The sequence below is a fragment of the Stenotrophomonas sp. IS26 genome (assembly GCF_054188265.1).
The window spans coordinates 86,185-109,409 of the sequence record NZ_JBSZJV010000015.1; the positions used below are offsets into that span (position 1 = coordinate 86,185).

The window sequence follows — 23,225 nt, forward strand, 5'->3', positions numbered from 1 at the left end:
CACAGTTGCTACAGGGACGTACTTGCGGCGGGTCCCGGAATGGCGAGCCCGTCGCGCCTAGCTCGACAGCACATGGTGGCCGCTTTGGCGTTGGCGTTGGCTTCGGCGTTTGCCGCCAGGCCGGCCGGATGAATCAGCCCGACTTACGTCGGAACAACAACCCGGACACCACCATCATCACGATCGGCGGCAACGCATACGCAATCCGGTAATCGAACTTCAGCGCACCGGCCATGCGGCCGAAGAACAACTGCAGCAACCAGAAGCCCAACGCGAACAGAATGCCCAGGAACAACCGCTTGCCCATACCGCCACTGCGCAGCGAACCGAACGCGAACGGTATCGCCGCCAGGCACAACGCCAACACATTGATCGGATAGAACCAACGGCTCCAGTACACATCCTCGTAATCGCGCGCATCCAGCCCGTTGCGCTTGCGGTACTCGATGCTGTTACGCAGATCCATCGCCGTCAGATTGCGTGGCTTGGAAATGCCGCTGGCCAGCGCCGCCGCATCCAAGCGTGAATCCCATGGCTCGGACTCGGCCGTCTCGCGCGTTGCCGAACGCTCACCGAAGATATCGCGGCGCACCTTGTTCAACACCCAGCCTCTGGCGTCATGTTCGGCGGTGGTGGCATACGTCATCGAGCCCAAGCGGCCGTCGTCGGCGATCTTGTACAGACGCACGTCGTGCAGGATCAGGCGCGTGCCGCCCCCGGCCTGCAGCTGCTCGTCGCCGCTGATCGCGTTGAGGAAGGTATCGCCTTCCCGCGCCCACACGCCCGAATAGCGGGCCGCGCTCAGGCTGCTGCCCCACCTTGCGCTGATCTTGACGTCATCGGCCTTGCTCTGGCCCCAGGGGCCCAGCGTTTCGCCGCTGAACACCATGACCGCGGTCATCAGCGACAGCGCGATCGCCACCGAGACGCTCAGGCGCTTGCGCGACAGGCCCAGCGCGCGCAGTGCGGTGAGTTCGGAGGTGGCGGCCAGCTGGCCCAGGCCCATCAGCGCGCCGATCACGGCGGCGGTCGGGAAGAAGGTATAGGCGCGGCGAGGCACGGTGTAGAGCACCCAGGCGGCCGCGTGGCCGACGGTGTAGCTGCCCTTGCCAACGTCCTTGAACTCCCCGGAGAAGGCCATCACCACGTCCAGGCCGACCAGCACCGCCCAGGTCAGCAGGACGGTGCCGAACACGGCACGGCCCAGGTACAGATCAAACCGCATGGGGCGCAACACGTTCATGCGGTCCTCCGGGGACGCGACAGTTTGCCGTCGCGGAAATACATCCATAGGGCGAGGGCAAGCAACGGCAGCGTCAGCCACCACAGGCCCGCCACGGCGGGGATCTTGCCATCGGCGATCCAGCGGGTGCCGATGAACATCAGGTTCATGCCCACCATGTAGGCCATGAAGGCCAGCATCATCCGGCCGTAGCGCTGCTGCCGCGGCGAACTGCGGGCCAGCGGCAGGGTCATCAGGGCGAAGGCGAGCGCGATCAGCGGCGGGGCGATGCGCGAGTGAAGCTGGGCCTGGGCCTCCGGGCGCTCATCGCCGAACAGCTCGGTGGTGCGCAGCAGTTCGGGGTCATCGTCTTTGCGGGTCTCGGCACCGTCGGGCATGGCCACGTCGTTGCGGGCGAAGGTCATCAGCTTGTAATCCAGCGCACCGTTGGCCGGGCCCTCGACCTGGTGGCCGTCATCCAGCTCCAGATAGCGCTGCTTGGCGCCCTCGAAGTACATCCGGCCGTGGTCGGCAGAGATCACTTCGATGCGGTCTTCCTTCTGGCGCTGCAGGAACACCTTGCCCAACTGGGTGCCGTCGGGGGAGACCGAGGCCAGGTAGACCACGCCGCCGTTGGGCAGCGGGGTGAACTTGCCGGCCTCCAGGCCGGCCATGACCACGCTGCGGTTGGCCTCGTCGATCATGGTCTCGCTGGTGCGGTCGGCCCAGGGGCCCAGCCACAGCGAGCACAGCCCGATCAGGCCGACCACCGGCACCACCAGCATCATCAGGGGCCGCAGCAGGCGCTTGGGGCCGACACCGATGGCGGTGATGACCGCCATTTCCGAGTCCCGGTAGAGCCGCGCGGTGGCCAGCAGCAGGCCCAGCATCAGCGCCAGCGGCAGGATCAGCGGCATGTAGACGATGAACTGCAGGCCCAACTGGGAGAACAGCAGGCGGGCAGGCAGACGGCCGTCGGCGATGTTGCCGAGGATGTCCACCAGGACCCCGCCGACACTCACCACCAGCAACACGATGAGGGTGGCCAGGAAACTCTGGACGAAATCACGCAGGAGATAGCGATCGAGCTTCGACATGGGGCGGTGGTTTAAACTCTCGGATTCGTTCGCGGTGCTGCCCAGTCTACTGACGGGACGTAAACAGCTCGCGATTGTACGGTTTTGCCAACGGAATCTGATCAATGGCCCTGGAATTCACCCTGAACCACGCAGCGCCGGCCTCGGCCGAGTGCGATTGCGTCATCGTCGGCGCCTATGCCGACCAGACCCTGAGCCCCGCGGCACAGGCCTTGGACACCGCGTCCGGTGGCCGTCTGTCGGCCCTGATCGCCCGCGGCGACGTGGGCGGCAAGACCGGCAATACGACCCTGCTGCACGATCTGCCCGGCGTCACCGCCGCACGCGTGCTCGTGGTCGGGCTGGGCGAGCCGGCCAAGTTCGGCGTGGCGCAGTACCTCAAGGCGGTCGGCGATGCCAGCCGCGCCCTCAAGAGCGGCGTCAACCATCAGGCGCTGTTCACCCTGACCGAGATCGAGGTCAAGGGCCGCGATGCCGCCTGGAACATCCGCCAGGCCATCATCACCGCCGACCACGCCGCCTACCGCTACAGCGCCACGCTGGGCAAGAAGAAGGCCGACGAGCCGGGCCTGACCACGCTGGCCATCGCCGGCACCGACACCCAGGCGCTGGCCCAGGGCCAGGCCATCGCCGCCGGCGTGCAGTACGCCCGCGAGCTGGGCAACCTGCCGCCGAACGTCTGCACCCCGGCCTACCTGGCCGAGTCCTCGGTCGCGTTCGCGCAGGCGCATGCAGGCGCCGAAGCGGAGGTGCTGGACGAGCACCAGATGGAAGCGCTGGGCATGGGCTCGCTGCTGGCCGTGGCCCGTGGCTCGGCCAACCGCCCGCACCTGGTCGTGCTGAAGTGGAACAACGGCGGCGACGCCAAGCCCTATGTGCTGGTCGGCAAGGGCATCACCTTCGATACCGGTGGCGTCAATCTGAAGACCCAGGGCGGCATCGAAGAGATGAAGTACGACATGTGCGGTGGCGCCAACGTCATCGGCACCTTCGTCGCGGCCGTGACGGCCAAGCTGCCGCTCAACCTGGTGGTGGTGGTGCCGGCGGTCGAGAACGCCATCGACGGCAATGCCTACCGCCCGTCGGACGTGATCACCTCGATGTCGGGCAAGACCATCGAAGTGGGCAACACCGACGCCGAAGGCCGCCTGATCCTGTGCGACGCGCTGACCTACGCGCAGCGCTTCGAGCCGGCCGCGCTGATCGACGTGGCCACCCTGACCGGTGCCTGCCTGGTGGCGCTGGGCCACCAGACCGCCGGCCTGATGAGCAAGCACGACGACCTCGCCAACGAGCTGCTGGCCGCCGGTGAGCACGTGTTCGACCGCGCCTGGCGCCTGCCGCTGTGGGACGAGTACCAGCCGATGCTGGATTCCAGCTTCGCCGATATCTACAACATCGGCGGCCGCTGGGCCGGTGCGATCACCGCCGGCTGCTTCCTGTCGCGCTTCGCCGAAGGCCAGCGCTGGGCTCATCTGGACATCGCCGGCGTGGCCAGCGACGAAGGCAAGCGCGGCATGGCCACCGGCCGCCCGGTCGGCCTGCTGAGCCAGTGGCTGCTGGACCAGGCCGCCCGCGCCTGATGCCCTGCCCGATCGCGGCCGCCTGCGGGTGGCCGCGATCCCGCCCGGCCTGGCGCCGGGTTCTCCCTCCGCTCCAGGCCCTGCCATGTCCCGTGCTGATTTCTACCTGATCGCCAAGCCCCGCTTCCTGACCGAGCCATTGCGCCTGGTCTGCGAACTGGCCCGCAAGGCCAATGACGCCGGGCTGTTCACCCTGGTGCTGGCACGCGACCAGGCCCAGGCCGAAGAGCTGGACGAGCTGCTGTGGGCGTTCGACAACGATGCCTACATCCCGCACCAGATCGCCGGCGAAGACATGGACGAGGAAGAGGCGCTGGTGCTGATCGCCGTTCCCGGCACCGAGGCCCCGGCCCGGCCGCTGGTGATCAACCTGCGCGACGATCCCTACCTGGCCGCCTGCGACCGCGTGCTGGAAGTGGTGCCGGCCGACCCGGAAGCGCGCGAACCGCTGCGCGAGCGCTGGCGCCAGTACAAGGCACTGGGCTTTGACCTGAACAAATACGACATGTAACCCGCGCGGCGCCCGTTCGGTCGCCGCCGCCCCCGGAGACCCTTGATGCGCCTGTTGATCGCCCTGATCTTTCCCTGGTTCGCCTTCTTCACCATCGGCCGCCCGATCGCAGGCATCCTCTGCCTGATCCTGCAGATCACGCTGATCGGCTGGCTGCCCGCCGCGATCTGGGCCGCCTACGCGGTCTCACAGTTCCATACCGACCAGAAGATCCGCCGCGCCTTCGGGCGCTGAGCTTCCGGCACCCCCACCTTCCGTATTCGATCCTGGTTCCCGCATGACCCAACTCGCCTCCAGCTACGACCCGAAAACCTTTGAAACCGCGCTGTACGACGCGTGGGAGAAGGCCGGCCATTTCAAGCCGTCCGGCAAGGGCGAGCCGTACACCATCCTGCTGCCGCCGCCGAACGTGACCGGCACGCTGCACATGGGCCATGCCTTCCAGCAGACCCTGATGGATGCACTGGTGCGTTACCACCGCATGCGTGGCTACGACACGTTGTGGCAGGTCGGCACCGACCACGCCGGCATCGCCACCGAGATGGTGGTGTCGCGCAACCTGGCGCTGGCCAACACCGGTGAGACCCGCGATTCGCTGGGCCGCGACGGCTTCATCGAGAAGGTGTGGGAGTGGAAGGCGCAGTCCGGTGACACCATCGAGCGCCAGATGCGCCGTCTGGGCACCTCCAGCGACTGGTCGCGCAGCACCTTCACCATGGACCCGCAGCCGTCCGAAGCGGTGGTCGAGGCGTTCGTGCGCTGGCACGAGCAGGGCCTGATCTACCGTGGCCAGCGCCTGGTCAACTGGGATCCGGTGCTGAAGACGGCCATTTCCGATCTGGAAGTGGAGAGCGTGGAGGAAGACGGCTTCCTGTGGTCGATCAGCTACCCGCTGGCCGATGGCAGCGGCACCCTGACCGTGGCCACCACCCGCCCGGAAACCATGCTCGGCGACACCGCGGTGATGGTGCACCCCGAAGACGAGCGCTACGCGCACCTGATCGGCAAAATGGTGAAGCTGCCGCTGACCGACCGCGAGATCCCGGTGATCGCCGATGATTACGTCGACCGCGAGTTCGGTACCGGCGTGGTCAAGGTCACCCCCGCGCACGATTTCAACGATTACCAGGTCGGCCTGCGCCACAACCTGCCGATGATCAACCTGTTCACCCCGGTGGCGGCAATCAACGACAACGCCCCGGAGAAATACCGCGGGCTGGACCGTTACGAAGCGCGCAAGGTGATCCTGGCCGAGCTGGAAGACCTGGGCATCCTGGTCGAAACCAAGGCGCACAAGCTGCAGGTGCCGCGTGGCGATCGTACCCAGCAGGTGATCGAGCCGTACCTGACCGACCAGTGGTTCGTGAAGATGGACGTGCTGGCCAAGCGCGGCCTGGAGCTGGTCGAGAACGGCAGCATCCAGTTCGTCCCGGCCAACTGGATCAACACCTACCGCCACTGGATGGAGAACATCCAGGATTGGTGCATCAGCCGCCAGCTGTGGTGGGGCCACCGCATTCCGGCGTGGTTCGACGATGCGGGCAACTGCTATGTCGGCCGTGATGAAGCCGAAGCGCGCGCGAAGAACAACCTCGCCGCCGACCTCGCCCTGCACCAGGACAGTGACGTGCTGGAGACCTGGTTCTCCTCGCAGCTGTGGCCGTTCTCCACCCTGGGCTGGCCGAACGAGCAGGCGATGGACGCGCGCGGTTTCGAGCGCTACCTGCCGTCGTCGGTGCTGATCACCGGGTTCGACATCATCTTCTTCTGGGTGGCCCGCATGATCATGGCCACCGACAGCTTCACCGGGAAGATCCCGTTCAAGGACGTCTACATCACCGGCCTGATCCGCGATGCGCAGGGCCAGAAGATGTCCAAGTCCAAGGGCAACGTGCTGGACCCGCTGGACATCATCGATGGCATCTCCATCGAGGACCTGGTCGCCAAGCGCACCACCGGCCTGATGAAGCCCAAGGACGCGCCGAAGATCGAGAAGGCGACGCGCCGCGAATTCCCCGAGGGCATCATCGCCCACGGTGCGGATGCGCTGCGCTTCACCATCGCCGCGCTCGCCACCCACGGCCGCGATATCAAGTTCGACATGAACCGCGCCGAGGGCTACAAGAACTTCTGCAACAAGCTGTGGAACGCCAGCCGCTTCACCCTGATGAACACTGAGGGCAGCAGCTTCACCGGCGTGCCGCAGCCGCGCACCGATGCCGAGCGCTGGATCCTCGCGCGCCTGGCCGCGGTCTCGGCCGAAGCGCAGACGCATTACGCCAACTACCGCTTCGATCTGCTGGCGCAGTGCCTGTACGAATTTGCCTGGAACGAGTTCTGCGATTGGTTCCTGGAACTGACCAAGCCGGCCCTCAACGGCGCCGATGCCGACGATGCCAACAGCACCCGCCACACCCTGCTGTACGTGCTCGAAGCGCTGCTGCGCCTGCTGCACCCGCTGACCCCGTTCGTCACCGAGCAGCTGTGGCGCCAGGTCGCCCCGCGCCTGGGCCTCACCGACGACACCATCTCGCTGCGGCCGTACCCGACCGCCGAAGAGTTCGCCGGTGATTTCGCCCGCGCCGAAGCCGACGTGGAATGGCTGAAGTCGATGGTCAACGCGCTGCGCCGAGTGCGCAGCGAGTTGAACGTGCCGCCGTCCAAGCTGGTGCCGCTGCTGCTGCAGGGTGGCAGCGACGACGACCGCGCGCGCATGACCCGCTTCACCTCCTCGCTGTCGTTCCTGCTCAAGCTGGAGCGCATCGAGTGGCTGGCCAACGGCAGCGACACGCCGCCGGCCGCCGCCGCGATCGTGGGCGATCTCACCTTGCTGGTGCCGCTGGAGGGCCTGGTCGATCTGGGTGCCGAGCGCGCGCGCCTGGACAAGGAAATCGCCCGGGTGGAATCGGAGAAGGAAAAGAGCGGGACCAAGCTGGCCAAGTTCACCGACAAGGTGCCGGCGGCTGTGGTCGAGCAGGAGCGCGTGCGCCTGGTCGAATGGACCGCCCAGCTGGACGGTCTGCGTTCGCAGCGCGCGAAGCTGTAAGCGCACGGGTAGAGCCACGCCATGCGTGGCTGCTTCTGCGGGGCCAGGGTAGAGCGACCCCATGGGTGGCTGCCTTCCGGGGCGGGATGGCGTGCAGCCACCCATGGGGTGGCTCTACCCTGGGCCGATAACGTAGGTAGGGCCCGCCCGCGCGGTTACGGGCCCGATGCCTGCCCATCTGCGGCATGATGCGGGTTCGTCCACGGATTGAATGACCGCCGACACGATGTCGCTGTCCCTCTTCTGCATCGTGCTGTTGGCCGCCCTGCTGCATGCCAGCTGGAACGCGATCGTCAAACGTGGCACCGACACGCTGCTGACCACGATCCTGGTCACCGGCTCGGCGGTGGTGATTGCCGCGATCGCGCTGCCGTTCGTGCCCACACCCGCCGCGCAGAGCTGGCCATGGCTGGCCGCCTCGACCCTGCTCCAGGTCGGGTACTACGTGCTTGTCGCGCGTACTTACCAAGTGACCGACATGAGCGCGTCCTACCCGCTGATGCGCGGCTGCGCGCCGATCCTGGTCGCGCTGATCAGCACGCTGTTTCTGGGTGAGCGCCTGGCATGGATCGCGTGGGCCGGCATCGGGCTGATCTGCCTGGGCATCCTGTGCATGACCCGCGGCACCTCGCGCCAGCATCTGTGGCTGCCGCTGCTCAATGCCGGTGTCATCGCCACCTACACCTTGGTCGATGGTTGGGGCGCGCGTCACTCGGGTGCCGTGGTGAGCTACACGTTGTGGCTGTTTCTGCTTTCCGGCCTGCCTTTGCCACTGTGGGCGGTGTGCACACGCGCCAGCGCGCTGCGTGACTATGCGCGCCGCAACTGGGGCTACGGCATCACCGGCGGCATCGGCACGCTGGTCTCCTACGGGCTGGCGCTGTGGGCCATGACGGTCGCGCCGATCGCGATGATCGCCGCACTGCGCGAAACCTCGATCTTGTTCGGCATCCTGATCTCGGCGTGGCTCCTGCGCGAACGCGTTACCCGCCAACGCTGGATCGCCGCCGGCCTGATCGTGCTCGGGGCAGTGGTGCTGCGGTTGGCGTAGCACCCCCCCACGCTGTCAGAGCGGCGGCATCACCTGGATGTCGTCGTCAACCAGCTCGATGGCCATCACCAGCGCATCCTCGCGCCCGTCGCGGGCAGGGTAATAGCGCGGCCGGCGGCCGATCTCGTTGAACCCTTCGCTGTGGTACAGCGCCACCGCCGAGGTATTGGACGGGCGCACTTCCAGGAACACCCGGTGCGCACCGTGGTCACGCGCCAGCTTCACCAGCGCGCGCAGCAGGTAGCGGCCGTGGCCGCGCGATTGGCACAGCGGGTCCACACAGATGTTGAGGATATGCGCTTCATCGGCGGCGATGCTGAGCAGGCCATAGCCCATCAGCAGACCGTCCTCTTCCATCGCCAGGCCGGGATAACCGGCACGCAGGCAGTCCTGGAAGATGCCGCGGGTCCACGGGTACGGGTAACCGCGCACCTCGATGGCCATCACCGCATTGAGGTCGCTTTCGCGCAGCGCGCGCAACGACAACGGCCGCGGCGAGCTCACCGCGCTCACGGTCGGCCCCGCTTGCGCAGGGCGCGCAGCTGCGGCCACAACGCGCGCTTGGCGGCGGCACTGCTGCGCAGTTCATCCAGGTTCCAGCTGGCCATCAAGGCCTGGGTGTCCGGCTCGGCCGGGTTGCAGCCGGAGGCGCGCAACAGGGCGATCTGCAGGCGATCGGGCATCCGGACCGCCGCGCGGCGGCCTCCGCCTCCGCGTGCCGGCGTGGCCGCCGGGACGGATGGCGGCGCGCCTTCTTCGACCGTGCGCGGCGCGCTTCGGCGTACCGGCGCGGGCGCATCCACCGCCGGTGCTGGCCGCGACTGGCGCACCGGCGCGGACGACTCGGCGAGCGGCGCCGCGCTGAGCTGGACATCAGGTACCGCAGCGGCTTCCGGCTCGACGCTGCCGTCGACGAACACCGTATAACCCATCGCCTGCAGCCAGGACTGCTGCGCCGGCGACCACAATGGCGGCAGCGCCTGCCCGCTCACGCGTTCGGCTCGACCGTCTTGCGGGTGCGCTGCCACGCCCAGTAGCACGGGCCGGACAAGGCATACACCACGCCCACCGCGAACAGCACGCGCGGCAGATCAATGACCATGATCGCGATGGCGATCGGCACCAGGGCCAGCGCCAGGAACGGCACGCGATCCGCGCGCGGTCCTTTCTCGCCACTGCCCTTGAAGCTCCAGAAGCGGATCCGGCTGACCATCAGCAGTGCCGACACCAGGGTCACGCCCAGCGCGACATAGCGCAGCTGGTTGCCGTCCCAGCCGAGGTTGCCATCAGCGAAAGCCCAGACGAAGGACATCATCAGGCCGGCCGCAGCCGGGCTGGCCAAGCCGATGAACCAGCGCTTGTCGACCACGGTTACCTGGGTATTGAAGCGGGCCAGGCGCAGCGCGGCGCAGGCGGCATACAGGAAGGCGACCGCCCAGCCAACGCGGCCGAGCACCGGGTCGTCGAACTTCAGCCAGGACAACGACCAGTGGTACATCACCAGGGCCGGGGCCATGCCGAAGCTGACCAGATCGGCCAGCGAGTCGTACTGCACGCCGAATTCGCTGCTGGTGCCGGTCAGGCGGGCCACACGGCCGTCCAGGCCATCCATGACCGCCGCGACAAACACCGCGACTGCGGCATTCACGAAGTCGCCGTTGGCCGCGGCGATGATCGCGTAGAAGCCGGCGAACAGGCCTGCGGTGGTGAACAGGTTGGGCAGCAGGTAAATGCTGCGCGAGCGCGGCGGGGGTTTCATCTGATCCATGCGGCCAGTTTAGCTTGCCAGCACCGGCGCGGGGTGCTGCAATCGCGGTTCTGCCCCGTTCCCGGAGTTGCCATGCGTGCCCTGTCCCGTCTGAGCGCCCTGCTGCTGCTCGCCAGCGCCACGGCCAGCGCCGGCACTGTCTATAAGTGGAAAGACGCCAACGGCGTCACCCAGTATTCGGAGAAGCCGCCGGCCGGGCAGAAGTACGAGGCCCGCCAGGTCGAGAACCGGGACCCGCTCCCGCGCGAGACCGCCACCGCCCCGGCCGAGAACAAGGCCTGTACCGACGCCCGCGGCAATCTCACCCTGCTCAACGGGCCGGGCAAGGTCATGCAGGACGCCGATGGCGACGGCACGGCCGATACCGCCCTGACCGACGAGCAGCGCAGCGCCCAGAAGACCTTGGCCGAGGCCGCCATCCAGGCCTACTGCACCCCCAAGGCCTGAGCCACCGGCCCCGTCGAGGCAGCCAAAACCAACGGCAACACCCATCGCGGCGGCCGGACTGGCAGAATATCGGCTTCTGCCGTTCAGCGAAGCCGACGATGCGCCTCTCCCAGTTCCACCTGCACACCACCAAGGAAACCCCCAGCGACGCGGAGCTGACCAGCCACCGCTTGATGCTGCGCGCGGGCATGATCCGCAAGCTGGCCTCGGGGCTGTACACCTGGTCGCCGCTGGGCCTGCGCGTGCTGCGCAAGGTCGAGCGCATCGTGCGTGAGGAAATGGAGCGTGCCGGCGCGGTGGAATTCCAGATTCCGACCCTCCAGCCCAAGGAACTGTGGGAAGCCACCGGCCGCTGGGAAAAGTTCGGCCCGCAGCTGCTGAAGATCAAGGATCGCAAGGAGCAGGTGTTCTGCTACAGCCCGACCGCTGAAGAAGCCGCCGCGGATTTCGCGCGCCAGGAGCTGTCCAGCTACAAGCAGCTGCCGGTCAATTTCTTCCAGATCCAGACCAAGTTCCGCGATGAGATCCGGCCGCGCTTCGGCGTGATGCGCTCGCGCGAATTCCTGATGAAGGACGCCTACTCCTTCCACCTGCACGATGACTGCCTGGTGCGCGAGTACGAGAACATGAAGGCGGCCTACAGCCGCATCTTCACCCGCCTGGGCCTGGATTTCCGCATGGTGCAGGCCGACTCGGGCGCGATCGGTGGCGATGCCTCGCAGGAATTCCACGTGATCGCCGAGTCCGGCGAAGACGCACTGGTGTTTTCCACCGGCTCGGATTACGCGGCCAATATGGAAGCGGCCATCGCCGCGGCCCCGGGCGAGCGCCCGGCCGCCAGCGAAGCGCTGCGCAAAATCGATACGCCCACGCAGAAAACCTGTGAAGCCGTGGCCGCCCTGCTTGGCCTGGGCCTGGAGCGCACGGTCAAGTCGATCGCGATCATGAGCGAAGCCGGTTTCGTGCTGGCGCTGGTGCGCGGCGATCACGACGTCAATGAAATCAAGCTCGGCAAGGTCGAGGGCCTGCAGGGCTACCGCATGGCCAGCGAGGCGGAGATTGCCACGCACCTGGGCAGCGAGCCGGGCTTCCTCGGCCCGCTCAATCCGGCCCTGCCGATCCGCATCGTGGCCGACCGCGACGTCGCCGCGCTGGCCGATTTCGTCATCGGTGCCAATGAAGCCGGCTTCCATATCGCCGGCGTCAACTGGGGCCGCGACCTGCCCGAACCGGAAGTGGCGGACATCCGCAACGCCAAGGCCGGTGATCGTGCCGCCGATGGCGGTGAACTCAAGATCGCCCGCGGCATCGAAGTTGGCCATGTGTTCCAGCTCGGCCGCCAGTATGCGCAGGCGTTGAATGCGACCGTCCTCGACGAGAACGGCAAGGCCGCGGTATTGGCGATGGGCTGCTACGGCATCGGTATTTCGCGCATCGTCGCCGCGGCGATCGAGCAGAATCATGACGACGCCGGCATTATCTGGCCCGACGCGATGGCGCCGTGGCAGGTGGTGGTCTGCATGATCAACCCGAAGCAGGACGAGACCGTAGCGGCCACCGCCGCCGAGCTGCTTGCACAGTTGCAGGCCGCCGGCCTGGATGTGGCGCTGGACGACCGCGGCCTGCGCCCGGGCGCGATGTTCGCCGACATGGAACTGATCGGCGTGCCGCACCGCATCGTGGTCTCCGAGCGCGGCGTCGCCGCCGGCACGTTCGAGTACCGCGCGCGCAATGCCGCCGAAGCGGAGGTCCTCGACAAGGACACACTGCTGGCAAAATTGACGAAGTAAAGACAAAGGCCGGGTGAATAACCCGGCCTTTTCAATGGTGGACCCGGTTTCAATATCTCCGGTTTGTTTGTGTATTTCGCAAAAGAGAATGTATGCTGTTTCCGACGCCAAGGACCGGCTCACCCTGTCCTTAATATATTGCGGAGTAGTAGATGAGCATTGACCTGAGCGGCCTGTCCGCCAAAGAGCTGGGCGCGCTGATCAAGAACGCCAAGAAGCAGCAGACCATCGTGGCCAAGCGTCCGGCGATCACCAAAGTCCGCGCACAGCTGACCAAGCTGGCCAAGGCCCAGGGCTATTCGGTGGAAGAACTGTTCGGCGGCGCTGCCCCGGCCGCACGTGGCCGCGCCGCGAGCAAGGCCACCAAGGCCCCGGCCAAGGCCGTGCGCAAGCTCGGCAAGGTCGCCCCGAAGTATCGCAACCCGGCCAACCCGAAGGAAACCTGGACCGGCCGTGGCAAGCAGCCGCGCTGGCTGGCCGCGCATACCGCCAAGGGCAAGAAGGTCGAAGAGTTCCTGATCAAGAAGTAAGCCGGTCAGTCACTGCTGCACATGAAAACGCCGGCTTCGCGCCGGCGTTTTCGTACCCGTTGATGGCGCGCGCGGTGACCGGGCGGTCAAAGATTCTTGCGCGCCGGGATCAGCAGATTACCGAACAGCAGGCCGGCCACCAGCGCCATCACCACGTTGAGCACCGTCATCAGCACGGTCTGCCCGGCGCTCATGTCCTGCTGCTGGACCAGCGTCAGCACGCCGCGCAGGCTGGTACTGCCGGGCACCAGCATGATGATGCCGGGCAGGCGGATGATCGCGCCCGGTCGCTGCGCCAGCCGACCGAACAGATTGCCGGCGGCGGTCAGCAGCATCGCGGACATGAAAATGCCGGCCGGGATGCCCCACGCCTGTCCGGCGAATTTCGATATCGCATAACCGGCGACGGCCGCCGCCATCACCCAGGGGAAATCGCGGCGGTTGGCCTTGAACAACATCGCGAACGCGAACGCGGCCAGCAGCAACGCGCCCCATTCGACCCAATCGGCCTGCGGCCGCGAAGCGCGGACCAGCGGCTCCAGCCCGACGATGCCCGACAGCGTCACCGCGATCACCGCGCCCACCGTCAGTTTCAGGATCGTGGTCACCGCACCGGCAAACCGCGCCGTGCCCGAAACCCAATGCTGGCTCGCCAGCTCATTGACCGCATTGGTCAGCGACATCCCGGGCAGCAGCACCACCAGCGAGGCGATGATCACCGTGTTGAGGTTGAGCGCGCCGATGAAGGAGGCCACCAGCGTCGCCACCGAACCGGCCAGCAGGGCCGCCAACGCCTCGTTGGCTTCGCGCGTGGCCGGGCGGCGGTCGGTATACATGCCCATGACGCCGATCAGCAGACCGATCACGCCGGCGGTGGCGATATCCAGCCACGGCAGTTTCCACAGGCCGGCCACGCCCGCTGCGCCGAGGCTGTAGGAAAGGATGGTGCGGATCTTGCCCCAACGGCCAGGATCCTTGTCCAGCTGGCGCAGCGCGGTATGGCCCTGCGCGATGCTCATGGTGCCGTTGGCCACCGCATCGGTGATCTGGTCGGCGATGCTGAGTTTATGCAGGTCGTTCTCGCCCGGTGCCAACCGGATCACACGGGTGATGTCCGATGAACCGATCGCCTTGGTCGGGTCGCTGAAACTCAGGATCAGGCCAGTCGGGTTCGACCACGGCTCGCAATCCAGGTCCAGGCGCTGCGCCAGCGCGACCACGGCTGCTTCCAGCCGCTGCGCGGTGGTGCCATAGCTGTGCAGGCGCCCGGCCATTTCCGAAACGAAGGCCACGCGCTGTGCGTAGGTGGCCGGTGGTGCAACGATGGTGGGGGCGTCGGCAGACATGCGCCGTAGTATTACCCGAACACGCCCCGGCCTGAAGAATCCCGGTGTCATCGTGCGCCTGCGTGCAGGAACGGGCCGCACTGACCGACGCGTTCAGCCCGTCCCGGCGCATACGCGAGCCATGCACCCGGACAGGGTATGCTGCGCGCAGGACGCCTACATGACCTCAGACCAAGCCCCCCATCTCGAGCAGGATGCCCAGGACCCCGGCCTGATCCGGTTGTCTGGCCATTGGACTTTACGCACCGCGCTGGACGCGGCCGAAGTGCTGCGTGGCCTTCCGGAGAACGTGACCGGCCTGGATGCCAGCGGGATCACCCTGCTCGACTCGGCCGGTGTGCTGCAGTTGCTGCGCGTGGCCCACCGCGCCGATCTCGGCGAGCATGCGGTGACGTTCCGCGAGGAACATCGTGCGCTGGTCTCGACCATCGAGGAAGTCGCCGACGACCGGCCCAAGGCCAAGCGGGACTTCGGCGTGCTGGCCGCGCTGGAGCGGCTCGGTGTCAGCGTGCACGGCATGGGCCACAACATCGTGGCACTGGCCAGTTTCCTTGGCGAGAACCTGGTCAAGGGTGCGCGCCTGATCAAGGAGCCGCGCCGTTTCCGGCTCACTGCCACGGTCGCCCAGATGGAACAGGTCGGCTTGGATGCAGTGCCCCTGGTCGCCCTGCTGTCCTATCTGGTGGGCGCGGTGATCGCCTTCCTCGGCTCCACGATCCTGCGCGACTTCGGCGCCGAGATCTACGTGGTCGAACTGGTCAGCATCGCCTTCCTGCGTGAGTTCGCCGTGCTGTTGACCGCGATCGTGCTGGCCGGCCGCACCGCCAGTGCGTTCACCGCGCAGATCGGTGCGATGAAGGCGCGCGAAGAAATCGACGCAATGAAAACGCTGGGCCTGGACCCGGTCGATCTGCTGGTGCTGCCGCGCTTGATGGCACTGTTGATCACGTTGCCGCTGCTGACCTTCATCGCAATGATCGCCGGCCTGGCCGGTGGCATCACCGTCGGCGCCTTCGATCTGGATATCCCGCCGCAGATGTATATCGCGCGCATGCACGACACCATGGAAGTACGCAACATGCTGGTCGGCCTGTCCAAGGCGCCGGTGTTCGCGCTGGTGATCGGCCTGATCGGCTGCCTGGAGGGCCTGAAGGTGGAAGGCACCGCGCAGTCGGTCGGCGAGCGCACCACCTCCAGCGTGGTGCAGGCCATTTCGCTGGTGATCATCCTCGACGCGTTCGCCGCGCTGTGGTTCATGAAGATGGGCTGGTAACCGATGATCACCGACACCGCCCCGGCCCCTGACCGCGACGACGCCGCCACGGATGAAGGTGAACTGCTGATCCGCGTGCGCGGGCTGACCAACCGTTTCGGCGCCCAGGTGGTACACGACGGCTTGGATCTTGATGTCCGACGCGGCGAGATCCTGGGCGTGGTCGGCGGCTCGGGTACCGGCAAATCGGTGTTGATGCGCAGCATCCTGGGCCTGCGCACGCCGGACGATGGCCAGATCGAGGTGCTGGGCGTCGATGCCCGCTCCAGCGACCCGGCCAACCGCCTGCATATCGAACGCAACACCGGCGTGCTGTTCCAGGATGGTGCGCTGTTCTCGTCGCTGACCGTGGGCGAGAACGTGCAGGTACCGCTGAAGGAACATCACGGCGAGCTGCCCGAGCGCTGGCATTACGAACTGGCCCTGCTCAAGGTCAAGCTGGCCGGCCTGCCCGCCGATGCGATCAACAAGCTGCCCTCGCAGCTGTCCGGTGGCATGCGCAAGCGCGCCGGCCTGGCCCGGGCGCTGGCGCTGGACCCGCCGCTGCTGTTCCTGGATGAGCCCACCGCCGGGCTGGACCCGATCGGTGCGGCCGCCTTCGACCGCCTGATCAAGACCCTGCAGGAAGCGCTGGGCCTGACTGTCTTCCTGATCACACACGATCTGGACACGCTGTATGCGATCTGTGACCGGGTGGCGGTGCTGGCCGACAGGAAAGTCATCGCCAATGCCCCGCTGCACGAGATCGAACAACTGGACCACCCGTGGATCCAGGAGTACTTCCACGGACCGCGCGCGCGTGCTGCGCGCGATGCAAAGCACGAGAGCGAGTAAGCCATGGAAACCAAAGCCAATTACGTCCTGATCGGCGCCTTCACCCTGGTGGTGGGACTGGCGCTGCTGGCCTTCGGCCTGTGGGCCGCCAAGTACTCCTCCGACCGCACCTGGACGGAATACCGCGTGGTGTTCCGCGAGGCCGTCACCGGCCTGTCGGTGGGCAGCCCGGTGCAGTACAACGGCATCGCGGTCGGCTCCATCACCGAACTGAACCTGGTGCCGGATGACCCGCGCCAGGTGGTCGCGCGGATCCGGCTGAACTCCAATACGCCGGTCAAGACCGACACCCGCGCCAAGCTGGCGATCACCAGCCTGACCGGCCCGTCGATCATCCAGCTCAGTGGTGGTACCCCGCAGTCCGCCGCACTGACCGCGGTCAACAAGGACCCGGCCCCGATCATCCCGACTACCCCGTCTGCGCTGCAGAACATCACCGACGTGGCCAACCGCATCGTCGAGCGCATGGACCAGGTGCTCAGCGACCGCAACGTGGCCAGCATCAACGCGACCCTGGCCAACCTGGAAACCATCAGCGGCGGCCTGGCCGACCGCGACCAGGGCACCCAGGCGCTGCTGCTCAGCGCGCGCGATGCCGCCCGCAGCCTGGATGTCACCCTGAAGAGCACCAATGGCACCATCCAGCGCCTGGACAAGAACCTGGTGCAGCAGCTGCCGCCGATCCTGGACAAGCTGGAAACCACGCTGAGCAAGCTGGATTCGGCCGCCGGCAATGCCGATTCGATCCTTGGCGAGAACCGCGCCGCGATCAACAGCTTCGCCAACGATGGCCTGGCCCAGCTCGGCCCGACCCTGACCGAGCTGCGCGGCCTGATCCGCGACCTGCGCCGGGTCAGCGACCGCCTGGACAACAACCCGGCACGCTACCTGCTCGGCCGTGACGCACCCAAGGAGTTCGAACCCAAATGAGCCACCCGACCTTCTTCCGGCCCCTGCTGCCGATCGCCCTGATCGCCGCGCTTGGCGGCTGCTCGCTGCTGGGCAGCAACGAACGCAGCGCGGTGACCATCTATTCCCCCGTGGTCCGCATCCAGGCCGACCCGAGCTGGCCGACCGTCGATTGGCAGCTGGTGCTGGTCAAGCCCAGCGCGGCGCGCGTGGTCGACAGCCCGCGCATCAACGTGCGCCCGACCCCCTCCGAACTGGAGGTCTACAAGGGCGTGAGCTGGGCCCAGCCGGCCACCGACATGCTCGATGACGCGCTGGTGCGCGGCTTCGAGGATTCCGGCCGCATCAACGGCGTGGCCCGGGTCACCACCGGCATCCGCGCCGACTACAAACTGGCCATGGACGTGCGTCGTTTCGAAGCGGACTACCGCGGCCAGGCCACGCCCACCGCGCTGATCGAGGTGAACGCCAAGCTGATCCACGTGATCGACCAGCGCGTGGTCGCCGACCGCACCTTCCGCCAGGAAAATCCGGTCGGCAGCAGCGACGTCGCCCAGGTCACCGCCGTGCTGGAACAGGGGCTGCAGACACTGACCACGAACGTGGTGGGCTGGACGCTGGTGACCGGCGAGCAGGATCACGCCCGCGCTGCAGTCACGCCGACCCGGGTGCGGTAATCCAGCGGAACGTGAGATTCAGGCGCTCGGCCAGCGGCCGGGCGCTCTTGGGCAGGGAATGCTGGTAATGGCGCTGGGTCTGACCGCCCATGACCAGCAGGTCGCCATGGTCCAGCAGTACCTCGGCCTTCTTGGCATGGTCGTCCCGGCGCCGCAGCAGGAACCGCCGCGCCGCGCCCAGGCTCACTGACGCGATCACCGGCGCCGGCCCCAACTCGGGCTCATTGTCGCTGTGCCAGCCCATCCCATCATCGCCATCGCGGTAGCGGTTGAGCAGCACGCTGTTGAAGGCGTGACCACAGAATTCGCCCAGCTGATCGCGCAGCGGCAGCAGCGCCGGATGCCAGGGCTGCGGCACGAATTCGGTACCGGAATAGCGGTAGCGCGCGGCCGGGTCGCCCATCCAGCAGCTCAGGCGCGGGGAATCGACCTGACGGCCGAACATGCGAATCTTGTGCACCTCCCACGGGACGTCCTCGCGGAGCGTGCGCTGGAGGGTGTCGGCGGCGTCACGGGATAGCCAGTGGCGATGCCAACTCACCTCGGCCTCGCGTAGATGCAGGTCCATGGGCTTTCCTCAGGGGACGGCGTGGTGCCCGTTGACGGACACCACGCTGACGACAGCGATCAGGCCTGGCCGAACGCCACGCCGGTCTTTTCCTTCAACTCATCGATACCCACACCCGGGGCAGCCTCGACCAGCACCAACCCCTTATCGGTGACATCGAACACGGCCAGCTCGGTGATGATGCGATCGACCACGCCCACGCCAGTCAGCGGCAGCGTGCACTCGGGCAGAATCTTGTGCTCGCCGCTCTTGGCGGTGTGCTCCATCAGCACCACCACGCGCTGCACGCCGGCGACCAGATCCATCGCCCCGCCCATGCCCTTGACCATCTTGCCCGGCACCATCCAGTTGGCCAGGTCGCCCTTGTCGGTGACCTGCATCGCGCCAAGGATGGCCAGGTTGATGTGACCACCGCGGATCATCGCGAAGCTGTCGTGGCTGCCGAAGTAGCTGGCACCCGCACGTGCAGTCACCGTCTGCTTGCCAGCGTTGATCAGGTCGGCGTCCACCTCGGCCTCGGTCGGGAACGGGCCGATGCCCAGCAGGCCATTTTCGGACTGCAGCCACACATCCACGCCGTCGGGAATGTGGTTGGCGACCAGGGTCGGCAGGCCGATGCCCAGGTTCACGTAGGCGCCGTCGGTCAGTTCGCGCGCGGCGCGCTGTGCCATTTCATCGCGGGTCCAGGCCATCTCAGTTCGCCTCCTGGCGCACGGTACGCTGTTCGATACGCTTCTCGGGATCCGGGTTGTGCACGATGCGGTGCACGTAGATGCCCGGCAGGTGCACCTGGTCCGGGTCGATGCTGCCGACCGGCACCACCTCCTCCACCTCCACGATGCACAGCTTGCCGGCCATCGCGCAGGCCGGGTTGAAGTTGCGCGCGGTCTTGCGGAACACCAGGTTGCCGGCCTCGTCGGCCTTCCAGGCTTTGACCAGTGCGACGTCCGCGCGCAACGCGGTTTCCATCACATAGTGTTTGCCATCGAACGCGCGGGTTTCCTTGCCCTCGGCCACCACCGTGCCGTAGCCGGTTGCAGTGAAGAAGGCCGGGATGCCGGCGCCACCGGCGCGCAGCCGCTCGGCCAGGGTGCCCTGCGGATTGAACTCCAGCTCCAGCTCACCGGCCAGATACTGGCGCTCGAATTCCTTGTTCTCACCCACATAGGACGAGATCATTTTCCGGATCTGACGGGTCGCCAGCAGTTGGCCGAGGCCAAAGCCATCCACGCCCGCATTGTTGGAGATCACGGTCAGATCCTTGGCGCCGGTATCGCGCAACGCAGCGATCAGGGCCTCGGGAATACCGCACAGGCCGAACCCGCCGACCGCCAACGTCTGGCCATCGGCGATGGCACCTTGCAGCGCCTCGGCTGCACTGGCGTACCGCTTGCCAGGTCGCACGGCGTTGTCTGGGGACTTGCTCATCTACGCCCTCACCTCGTTGATGTAAGCCGCCATTGTAGCCATTGCCAGTGGCTTTCCCGGGTGTGCCCAGGCAGTTCAACCACCCGCCCCGGCTGAAAACGATTCCCATACATGGCAGCAGCTAGACTAGCGGCCTGACTGTCAGAAGGACTGGAATAGATGACGCTCCCCGCATTCAAGGCATACGACATCCGCGGCCGTGTGCCGGACGAACTGAACGAAGACCTGGCCCGCCGCATCGGCGTGGCGCTGGCCGCGCAGCTGTCGCCCGGCAAGGTAGTCGTCGGCCACGATGTCCGCCTGACCAGTCTGGCGCTGCAGGACGCTCTGGCTGCCGGCTTGCGCGGCGCCGGCCGTGAGGTGCTCGATATCGGGCTGTGCGGGACGGAGGAGGTCTATTTCCAGGTGGACCATCTGAAGGCCGCCGGTGGCGTGATGGTGACCGCCAGTCACAACCCGATGGATTACAACGGCATGAAGCTGGTCAAGGAACAGGCACGCCCGATCAGCTCCGATACCGGCCTGTTCGCGATCTCCGATGCGGTCGAGGCCGACCAGGCGCCTGCCGCCGAGCCGAGCGCTGGCCTGCAGTCGCATCCGGACAAGAGCGCCTACATCGCCCATCTGCTGAGCTACATCGAGCCCAAGGCGCTCAAGCCGCTCAAACTGGTGGTCAATGCCGGCAATGGTGGCGCCGGCACGATCGTGGATCTACTGGCCCCACACTTGCCGCTGGAGTTCATCCGCATCTGCCATGAGCCCGATGGCAGCTTCCCCAATGGCATTCCCAATCCGCTGCTGCCGGAGAACCGCGAGCTCACCGCCCAGGCCGTGCGCGAGCATGGCGCGGACTTCGGCATCGCCTGGGATGGCGATTTCGACCGCTGCTTCTTCTTCGACCATAACGGCCGCTTCATCGAGGGCTATTACCTGGTCGGCCTGCTCGCCCAGGCGATCCTGGCGCGCCAGCCCGGCGGCAAGATCGTGCACGACCCGCGCCTGACCTGGAACACGGTGGAGATGGTCGAGCAAGCCGGTGGCCAGCCGGTGCTGTGCAAGAGCGGCCACGCCTTCATCAAGGAAAAGATGCGCTCGGAAAATGCCGTCTACGGCGGCGAGATGAGTGCGCACCATTATTTCCGCGAGTTCGCCTACGCCGATTCCGGCATGATCCCGTGGCTGCTCATCGCGGCGCTGGTGTCCGAGTCCGGCCGTTCGCTGGCCGATCTGGTCGAAGCACGCATGCAGAAGTTCCCGTGCAGTGGTGAGATCAACTTCAAGGTGGCCGATGCCAAGCGCGCCCTCGCCCGCGTGATGGAGCACTTTGCTGCGCAGGCACCGGCGCTGGACCATACCGATGGCATCAGCGCCGATTTCGGTGACTGGCGCTTCAACCTGCGCAGCTCCAACACCGAACCGCTGCTCCGCCTGAATGTTGAGACCCGGGGTGACGCGGCACTGCTGCGCGCGCGCACTGATGAACTCTCCCGGTTGATCCAGGACGCCTGAGGCGACAAGCACCCCATCATGCACAACCTCCTTCCCGTCATTCTTTCCGGTGGCTCAGGCACCCGCCTGTGGCCACTGTCCCGTGAGTCCTATCCCAAGCAGTTCCTCGCCTTGGCGGGTGAACAGACCATGCTGCAGGCAACCTGGCAGCGGGTTGCGCCGATCGCCGGCCGCGCGCCATTGATCGTCGCCAACGAGGAACACCGTTTCGTGGCTGCCGAGCAGTTGCAGCAGCTTGGAGTGGAGCCGCAGGCGATCCTGCTTGAGCCGGTTGGCCGCAACACCGCGCCCGCGATCGCGGTGGCCGCGCTGGAAGCAACCCGGGATGGAGACGATGCGCTGCTGCTGGTGCTGCCTTCGGATCATGTGATCGCCGACGAGACTGCATTCCGTGCGGCCGTGCTGCGTGCGGTCCCGGCAGCAGAATCAGGCAAGCTGGTGACCTTCGGTATCGTGCCGACCGGCCCGGAAACAGGCTACGGCTACATCAAGGCGGCCTCCGGTGGTGACGTTCGCGCGGTGGATCGTTTCGTCGAAAAGCCGGATGCTGAAACGGCAACTGCCTACGTGCAGTCGGGCGAGTACTTCTGGAACAGCGGCATGTTCCTGTTCAAAGCATCCCGCTTCCTCGCCGAGTTGGAAAAGTTCCACCCCGCCATGCTCGCCGGCAGTCGCACCGCTTGGCAGAAGGCACGTCGCGACAGCGATTTCACCCGTCTGGACAAAGAAGCGTTCGCCGCAGTGCCGTCAGACTCGATCGACTACGCGGTGATGGAGAAAACCGCCGATGCCGTCGTCGTGCCGCTGGATGCGGGGTGGAACGACGTCGGTTCGTGGACCGCGCTGCGTGATGTGTCCGAACAGGATGGGGATGGCAACGCACACCACGGCGACGTGATCGCGATCGACTGCCGCAACACCTTTGCCTACGGCGAGCGCCTCATCGCATTGGTGGGGCTGGACGACGTGATCGTGGTCGAGACCGACGATGCGGTGATGGTCGGCAAGAGCGATCGCATGCAGGAGATCAAGCAGGTGGTCGCGCGGATCAAGGCCGAGGGCCGTCCCGAAGCGACCTGGCACCGTAAGGTTTACCGCCCGTGGGGCGCCTACGACTCGATCGACAACGGCGCCCGCTTCCAGGTCAAGCGCATCACCGTCAAGCCGGGGGCAACACTGAGCCTGCAGATGCATCACCACCGGGCCGAGCACTGGATCGTGGTCAGCGGCACCGCTGAGGTCACGCGCGGCGAAGAGGTGCTGCTGCTGACCGAAAACCAGAGCACCTACATTCCGCTGGGCGTTACGCATCGTCTGAAGAACCCGGGCAAACTGCCGCTGGAACTCATCGAAGTGCAGTCCGGCAGTTATCTGGGCGAAGACGATATCGTACGATTTGAGGATACGTACGGACGCACCTGATCGACGGCAGACAGATAAACAAAAAACCCGGCCAAGGCCGGGTTTTTGCTTGCATGTCGCCGTGCACTGCGGCGACGGTGGCTACTCCACGGTCACGCTTTTGGCCAGGTTGCGCGGCTTGTCCACGTCTGTCCCGCGGGCCAGTGCGGTGTGGTATGCCAGCAGCTGCACTGGCAGTGTGTGCACGATCGGGCTGAGCACGCCGATGTGGCGT

22 protein-coding genes and 1 pseudogene are annotated in these 23,225 nt (G+C 66.5%); 14 read left to right on the forward strand and 9 right to left on the reverse strand.

Features of this window, described 5'->3' with window-relative positions; all coding sequences use genetic code 11:
• Positions 1–133: 133 nt before the first annotated feature.
• On the reverse strand, positions 134–1,243 hold the full coding sequence (lptG, locus tag ACW6W5_RS13515) for an LPS export ABC transporter permease LptG (RefSeq protein WP_428999831.1): 1,110 nt from the start codon (positions 1,241–1,243) through the stop codon (positions 134–136).
• Positions 1,240–2,319, reverse strand: a complete 1,080-nt coding sequence (gene lptF / locus ACW6W5_RS13520; RefSeq protein ID WP_121042609.1) for an LPS export ABC transporter permease LptF — start codon at positions 2,317–2,319, stop codon at positions 1,240–1,242. Before lptF ends, lptG begins: the two co-directional genes overlap by 4 nt.
• Before the next feature lie 104 nt (positions 2,320–2,423).
• Between lptF and ACW6W5_RS13525 the strand changes: the two genes are divergently transcribed.
• The 5 genes from ACW6W5_RS13525 (at position 2,424) to ACW6W5_RS13545 (ending at position 8,510) form a co-directional block, all read left to right on the forward strand.
• Entirely contained in the window at positions 2,424–3,902 is a 1,479-nt protein-coding gene (locus tag ACW6W5_RS13525) for a leucyl aminopeptidase (protein ID WP_121042607.1), read from the forward strand.
• Between the two features lie 85 nt (positions 3,903–3,987).
• Complete coding sequence (locus tag ACW6W5_RS13530; RefSeq protein WP_019182556.1) at positions 3,988–4,413, forward strand: DNA polymerase III subunit chi; 426 nt, start codon at positions 3,988–3,990, stop codon at positions 4,411–4,413.
• Positions 4,414–4,458: 45 nt separating this feature from the next.
• Positions 4,459–4,647, forward strand: a complete 189-nt coding sequence (locus ACW6W5_RS13535; RefSeq protein ID WP_121042605.1) for a YqaE/Pmp3 family membrane protein — start codon at positions 4,459–4,461, stop codon at positions 4,645–4,647.
• Positions 4,648–4,690: 43 nt separating this feature from the next.
• Positions 4,691–7,459: a valine--tRNA ligase gene (locus ACW6W5_RS13540; RefSeq protein WP_121042603.1), complete on the forward strand. Its 2,769-nt coding sequence runs from the start codon at positions 4,691–4,693 to the stop codon at positions 7,457–7,459.
• A 226-nt stretch (positions 7,460–7,685) separates the two neighbouring features.
• Entirely contained in the window at positions 7,686–8,510 is an 825-nt protein-coding gene (locus tag ACW6W5_RS13545; protein WP_152152441.1) for a DMT family transporter, read from the forward strand.
• Positions 8,511–8,525: 15 nt separating this feature from the next.
• Here ACW6W5_RS13545 and rimI read toward each other — a convergent pair whose 3' ends face one another.
• From rimI to pssA, 3 genes are read right to left on the reverse strand one after another with little or no spacing between them, the layout of a single operon-like run.
• Entirely contained in the window at positions 8,526–9,023 is a 498-nt protein-coding gene (rimI, locus tag ACW6W5_RS13550) for a ribosomal protein S18-alanine N-acetyltransferase (protein WP_121042847.1), read from the reverse strand.
• Positions 9,020–9,502 carry a hypothetical protein gene (locus ACW6W5_RS13555; protein ID WP_226956622.1) on the reverse strand — a complete coding sequence of 161 codons (483 nt, stop codon included), beginning with the start codon at positions 9,500–9,502 and terminating at the stop codon, positions 9,020–9,022. The genes rimI and ACW6W5_RS13555 overlap by 4 nt, the downstream gene beginning before the upstream one ends.
• On the reverse strand, positions 9,499–10,278 hold the full coding sequence (gene pssA, locus ACW6W5_RS13560) for a CDP-diacylglycerol--serine O-phosphatidyltransferase (protein ID WP_121042601.1): 780 nt from the start codon (positions 10,276–10,278) through the stop codon (positions 9,499–9,501). Before pssA ends, ACW6W5_RS13555 begins: the two co-directional genes overlap by 4 nt.
• A gap of 72 nt (positions 10,279–10,350) precedes the next feature.
• Between pssA and ACW6W5_RS13565 the strand changes: the two genes are divergently transcribed.
• The 3 genes and pseudogenes from ACW6W5_RS13565 to ACW6W5_RS13575 form a co-directional block, all read left to right on the forward strand.
• Positions 10,351–10,725, forward strand: a complete 375-nt coding sequence (locus ACW6W5_RS13565; RefSeq protein WP_121042599.1) for a DUF4124 domain-containing protein — start codon at positions 10,351–10,353, stop codon at positions 10,723–10,725.
• 98 nt (positions 10,726–10,823) lie between these two features.
• The gene (locus ACW6W5_RS13570) at positions 10,824–12,515 is read left to right on the forward strand and encodes a proline--tRNA ligase (protein WP_121042597.1); all 1,692 of its coding nucleotides are present in this window, start codon (positions 10,824–10,826) and stop codon (positions 12,513–12,515) included.
• A gap of 152 nt (positions 12,516–12,667) precedes the next feature.
• Positions 12,668–13,042, forward strand: a pseudogene (locus ACW6W5_RS13575) (H-NS histone family protein); the annotation flags it as partial.
• A gap of 89 nt (positions 13,043–13,131) precedes the next feature.
• On the opposite strand, the gene ACW6W5_RS13580 reads toward ACW6W5_RS13575, so the two are convergent.
• Complete coding sequence (locus tag ACW6W5_RS13580; protein WP_088432072.1) at positions 13,132–14,391, reverse strand: threonine/serine exporter family protein; 1,260 nt, start codon at positions 14,389–14,391, stop codon at positions 13,132–13,134.
• Positions 14,392–14,512: 121 nt separating this feature from the next.
• On the opposite strand from ACW6W5_RS13580, the gene ACW6W5_RS13585 reads away from it, so the two are divergent.
• Genes ACW6W5_RS13585 through ACW6W5_RS13600 form a run of 4 tightly spaced genes read left to right on the forward strand, consistent with a single transcriptional unit; the run spans position 14,513 to position 18,084 of the window.
• Entirely contained in the window at positions 14,513–15,664 is a 1,152-nt protein-coding gene (locus tag ACW6W5_RS13585) for an ABC transporter permease (protein ID WP_428999832.1), read from the forward strand.
• Between the two features lie 3 nt (positions 15,665–15,667).
• Entirely contained in the window at positions 15,668–16,498 is an 831-nt protein-coding gene (locus tag ACW6W5_RS13590) for an ABC transporter ATP-binding protein (RefSeq protein ID WP_152152444.1), read from the forward strand.
• Positions 16,499–16,501: 3 nt separating this feature from the next.
• Positions 16,502–17,428 carry an MlaD family protein gene (locus tag ACW6W5_RS13595; protein ID WP_121042588.1) on the forward strand — a complete coding sequence of 309 codons (927 nt, stop codon included), beginning with the start codon at positions 16,502–16,504 and terminating at the stop codon, positions 17,426–17,428.
• Positions 17,425–18,084 carry an ABC-type transport auxiliary lipoprotein family protein gene (locus ACW6W5_RS13600; RefSeq protein ID WP_152152446.1) on the forward strand — a complete coding sequence of 220 codons (660 nt, stop codon included), beginning with the start codon at positions 17,425–17,427 and terminating at the stop codon, positions 18,082–18,084. Before ACW6W5_RS13595 ends, ACW6W5_RS13600 begins: the two co-directional genes overlap by 4 nt.
• On the opposite strand, the gene ACW6W5_RS13605 is transcribed toward ACW6W5_RS13600, so the two are convergent.
• From ACW6W5_RS13605 to ACW6W5_RS13615, 3 genes are read right to left on the reverse strand one after another with little or no spacing between them, the layout of a single operon-like run.
• Positions 18,062–18,652, reverse strand: coding sequence for an alpha-ketoglutarate-dependent dioxygenase AlkB family protein (locus tag ACW6W5_RS13605; protein WP_152152448.1), 591 nt, complete (start codon positions 18,650–18,652; stop codon positions 18,062–18,064). The two genes, ACW6W5_RS13600 and ACW6W5_RS13605, sit on opposite strands and share 23 nt — an antisense overlap.
• A 59-nt stretch (positions 18,653–18,711) precedes the next feature.
• Positions 18,712–19,344, reverse strand: coding sequence for a CoA transferase subunit B (locus ACW6W5_RS13610; RefSeq protein ID WP_152152450.1), 633 nt, complete (start codon positions 19,342–19,344; stop codon positions 18,712–18,714).
• Between the two features lies 1 nt (position 19,345).
• Positions 19,346–20,080: a CoA transferase subunit A gene (locus ACW6W5_RS13615; RefSeq protein ID WP_152152452.1), complete on the reverse strand. Its 735-nt coding sequence runs from the start codon at positions 20,078–20,080 to the stop codon at positions 19,346–19,348.
• 159 nt (positions 20,081–20,239) lie between these two features.
• Between ACW6W5_RS13615 and ACW6W5_RS13620 the strand changes: the two genes are divergently transcribed.
• Positions 20,240–21,589 carry a phosphohexomutase domain-containing protein gene (locus ACW6W5_RS13620; RefSeq protein WP_152152454.1) on the forward strand — a complete coding sequence of 450 codons (1,350 nt, stop codon included), beginning with the start codon at positions 20,240–20,242 and terminating at the stop codon, positions 21,587–21,589.
• An 18-nt stretch (positions 21,590–21,607) separates the two neighbouring features.
• Entirely contained in the window at positions 21,608–23,011 is a 1,404-nt protein-coding gene (locus ACW6W5_RS13625; protein ID WP_152152456.1) for a mannose-1-phosphate guanylyltransferase/mannose-6-phosphate isomerase, read from the forward strand.
• Positions 23,012–23,225 lie beyond the last annotated feature (214 nt).

Excerpts from the sequence above, each read along its gene's own strand:
- ACW6W5_RS13585 (WP_428999832.1), top strand. The coding sequence starts at position 14,513 with ATGCACCCGGACAGGGTATGCTGCGCGCAGGACGCCTACATGACCTCA.
- ACW6W5_RS13590 (WP_152152444.1), top strand. The coding sequence starts at position 15,668 with ATGATCACCGACACCGCCCCGGCCCCTGACCGCGACGACGCCGCCACG.
- pssA (WP_121042601.1), bottom strand. The coding sequence starts at position 10,278 with ATGGATCAGATGAAACCCCCGCCGCGCTCGCGCAGCATTTACCTGCTG.
- ACW6W5_RS13600 (WP_152152446.1), top strand. The coding sequence starts at position 17,425 with ATGAGCCACCCGACCTTCTTCCGGCCCCTGCTGCCGATCGCCCTGATC.
- ACW6W5_RS13595 (WP_121042588.1), top strand. The coding sequence starts at position 16,502 with ATGGAAACCAAAGCCAATTACGTCCTGATCGGCGCCTTCACCCTGGTG.
- ACW6W5_RS13545 (WP_152152441.1), top strand. The coding sequence starts at position 7,686 with ATGTCGCTGTCCCTCTTCTGCATCGTGCTGTTGGCCGCCCTGCTGCAT.
- ACW6W5_RS13525 (WP_121042607.1), top strand. The coding sequence starts at position 2,424 with ATGGCCCTGGAATTCACCCTGAACCACGCAGCGCCGGCCTCGGCCGAG.
- ACW6W5_RS13565 (WP_121042599.1), top strand. The coding sequence starts at position 10,351 with ATGCGTGCCCTGTCCCGTCTGAGCGCCCTGCTGCTGCTCGCCAGCGCC.
- ACW6W5_RS13610 (WP_152152450.1), bottom strand. The coding sequence starts at position 19,344 with ATGGCCTGGACCCGCGATGAAATGGCACAGCGCGCCGCGCGCGAACTG.
- lptF (WP_121042609.1), bottom strand. The coding sequence starts at position 2,319 with ATGTCGAAGCTCGATCGCTATCTCCTGCGTGATTTCGTCCAGAGTTTC.
- ACW6W5_RS13535 (WP_121042605.1), top strand. The coding sequence starts at position 4,459 with ATGCGCCTGTTGATCGCCCTGATCTTTCCCTGGTTCGCCTTCTTCACC.
- ACW6W5_RS13625 (WP_152152456.1), top strand. The coding sequence starts at position 21,608 with ATGCACAACCTCCTTCCCGTCATTCTTTCCGGTGGCTCAGGCACCCGC.
- ACW6W5_RS13530 (WP_019182556.1), top strand. The coding sequence starts at position 3,988 with ATGTCCCGTGCTGATTTCTACCTGATCGCCAAGCCCCGCTTCCTGACC.
- ACW6W5_RS13570 (WP_121042597.1), top strand. The coding sequence starts at position 10,824 with ATGCGCCTCTCCCAGTTCCACCTGCACACCACCAAGGAAACCCCCAGC.
- ACW6W5_RS13620 (WP_152152454.1), top strand. The coding sequence starts at position 20,240 with ATGACGCTCCCCGCATTCAAGGCATACGACATCCGCGGCCGTGTGCCG.
- ACW6W5_RS13615 (WP_152152452.1), bottom strand. The coding sequence starts at position 20,080 with ATGAGCAAGTCCCCAGACAACGCCGTGCGACCTGGCAAGCGGTACGCC.
- ACW6W5_RS13540 (WP_121042603.1), top strand. The coding sequence starts at position 4,691 with ATGACCCAACTCGCCTCCAGCTACGACCCGAAAACCTTTGAAACCGCG.
- lptG (WP_428999831.1), bottom strand. The coding sequence starts at position 1,243 with ATGAACGTGTTGCGCCCCATGCGGTTTGATCTGTACCTGGGCCGTGCC.
- ACW6W5_RS13580 (WP_088432072.1), bottom strand. The coding sequence starts at position 14,391 with ATGTCTGCCGACGCCCCCACCATCGTTGCACCACCGGCCACCTACGCA.
- ACW6W5_RS13605 (WP_152152448.1), bottom strand. The coding sequence starts at position 18,652 with ATGGACCTGCATCTACGCGAGGCCGAGGTGAGTTGGCATCGCCACTGG.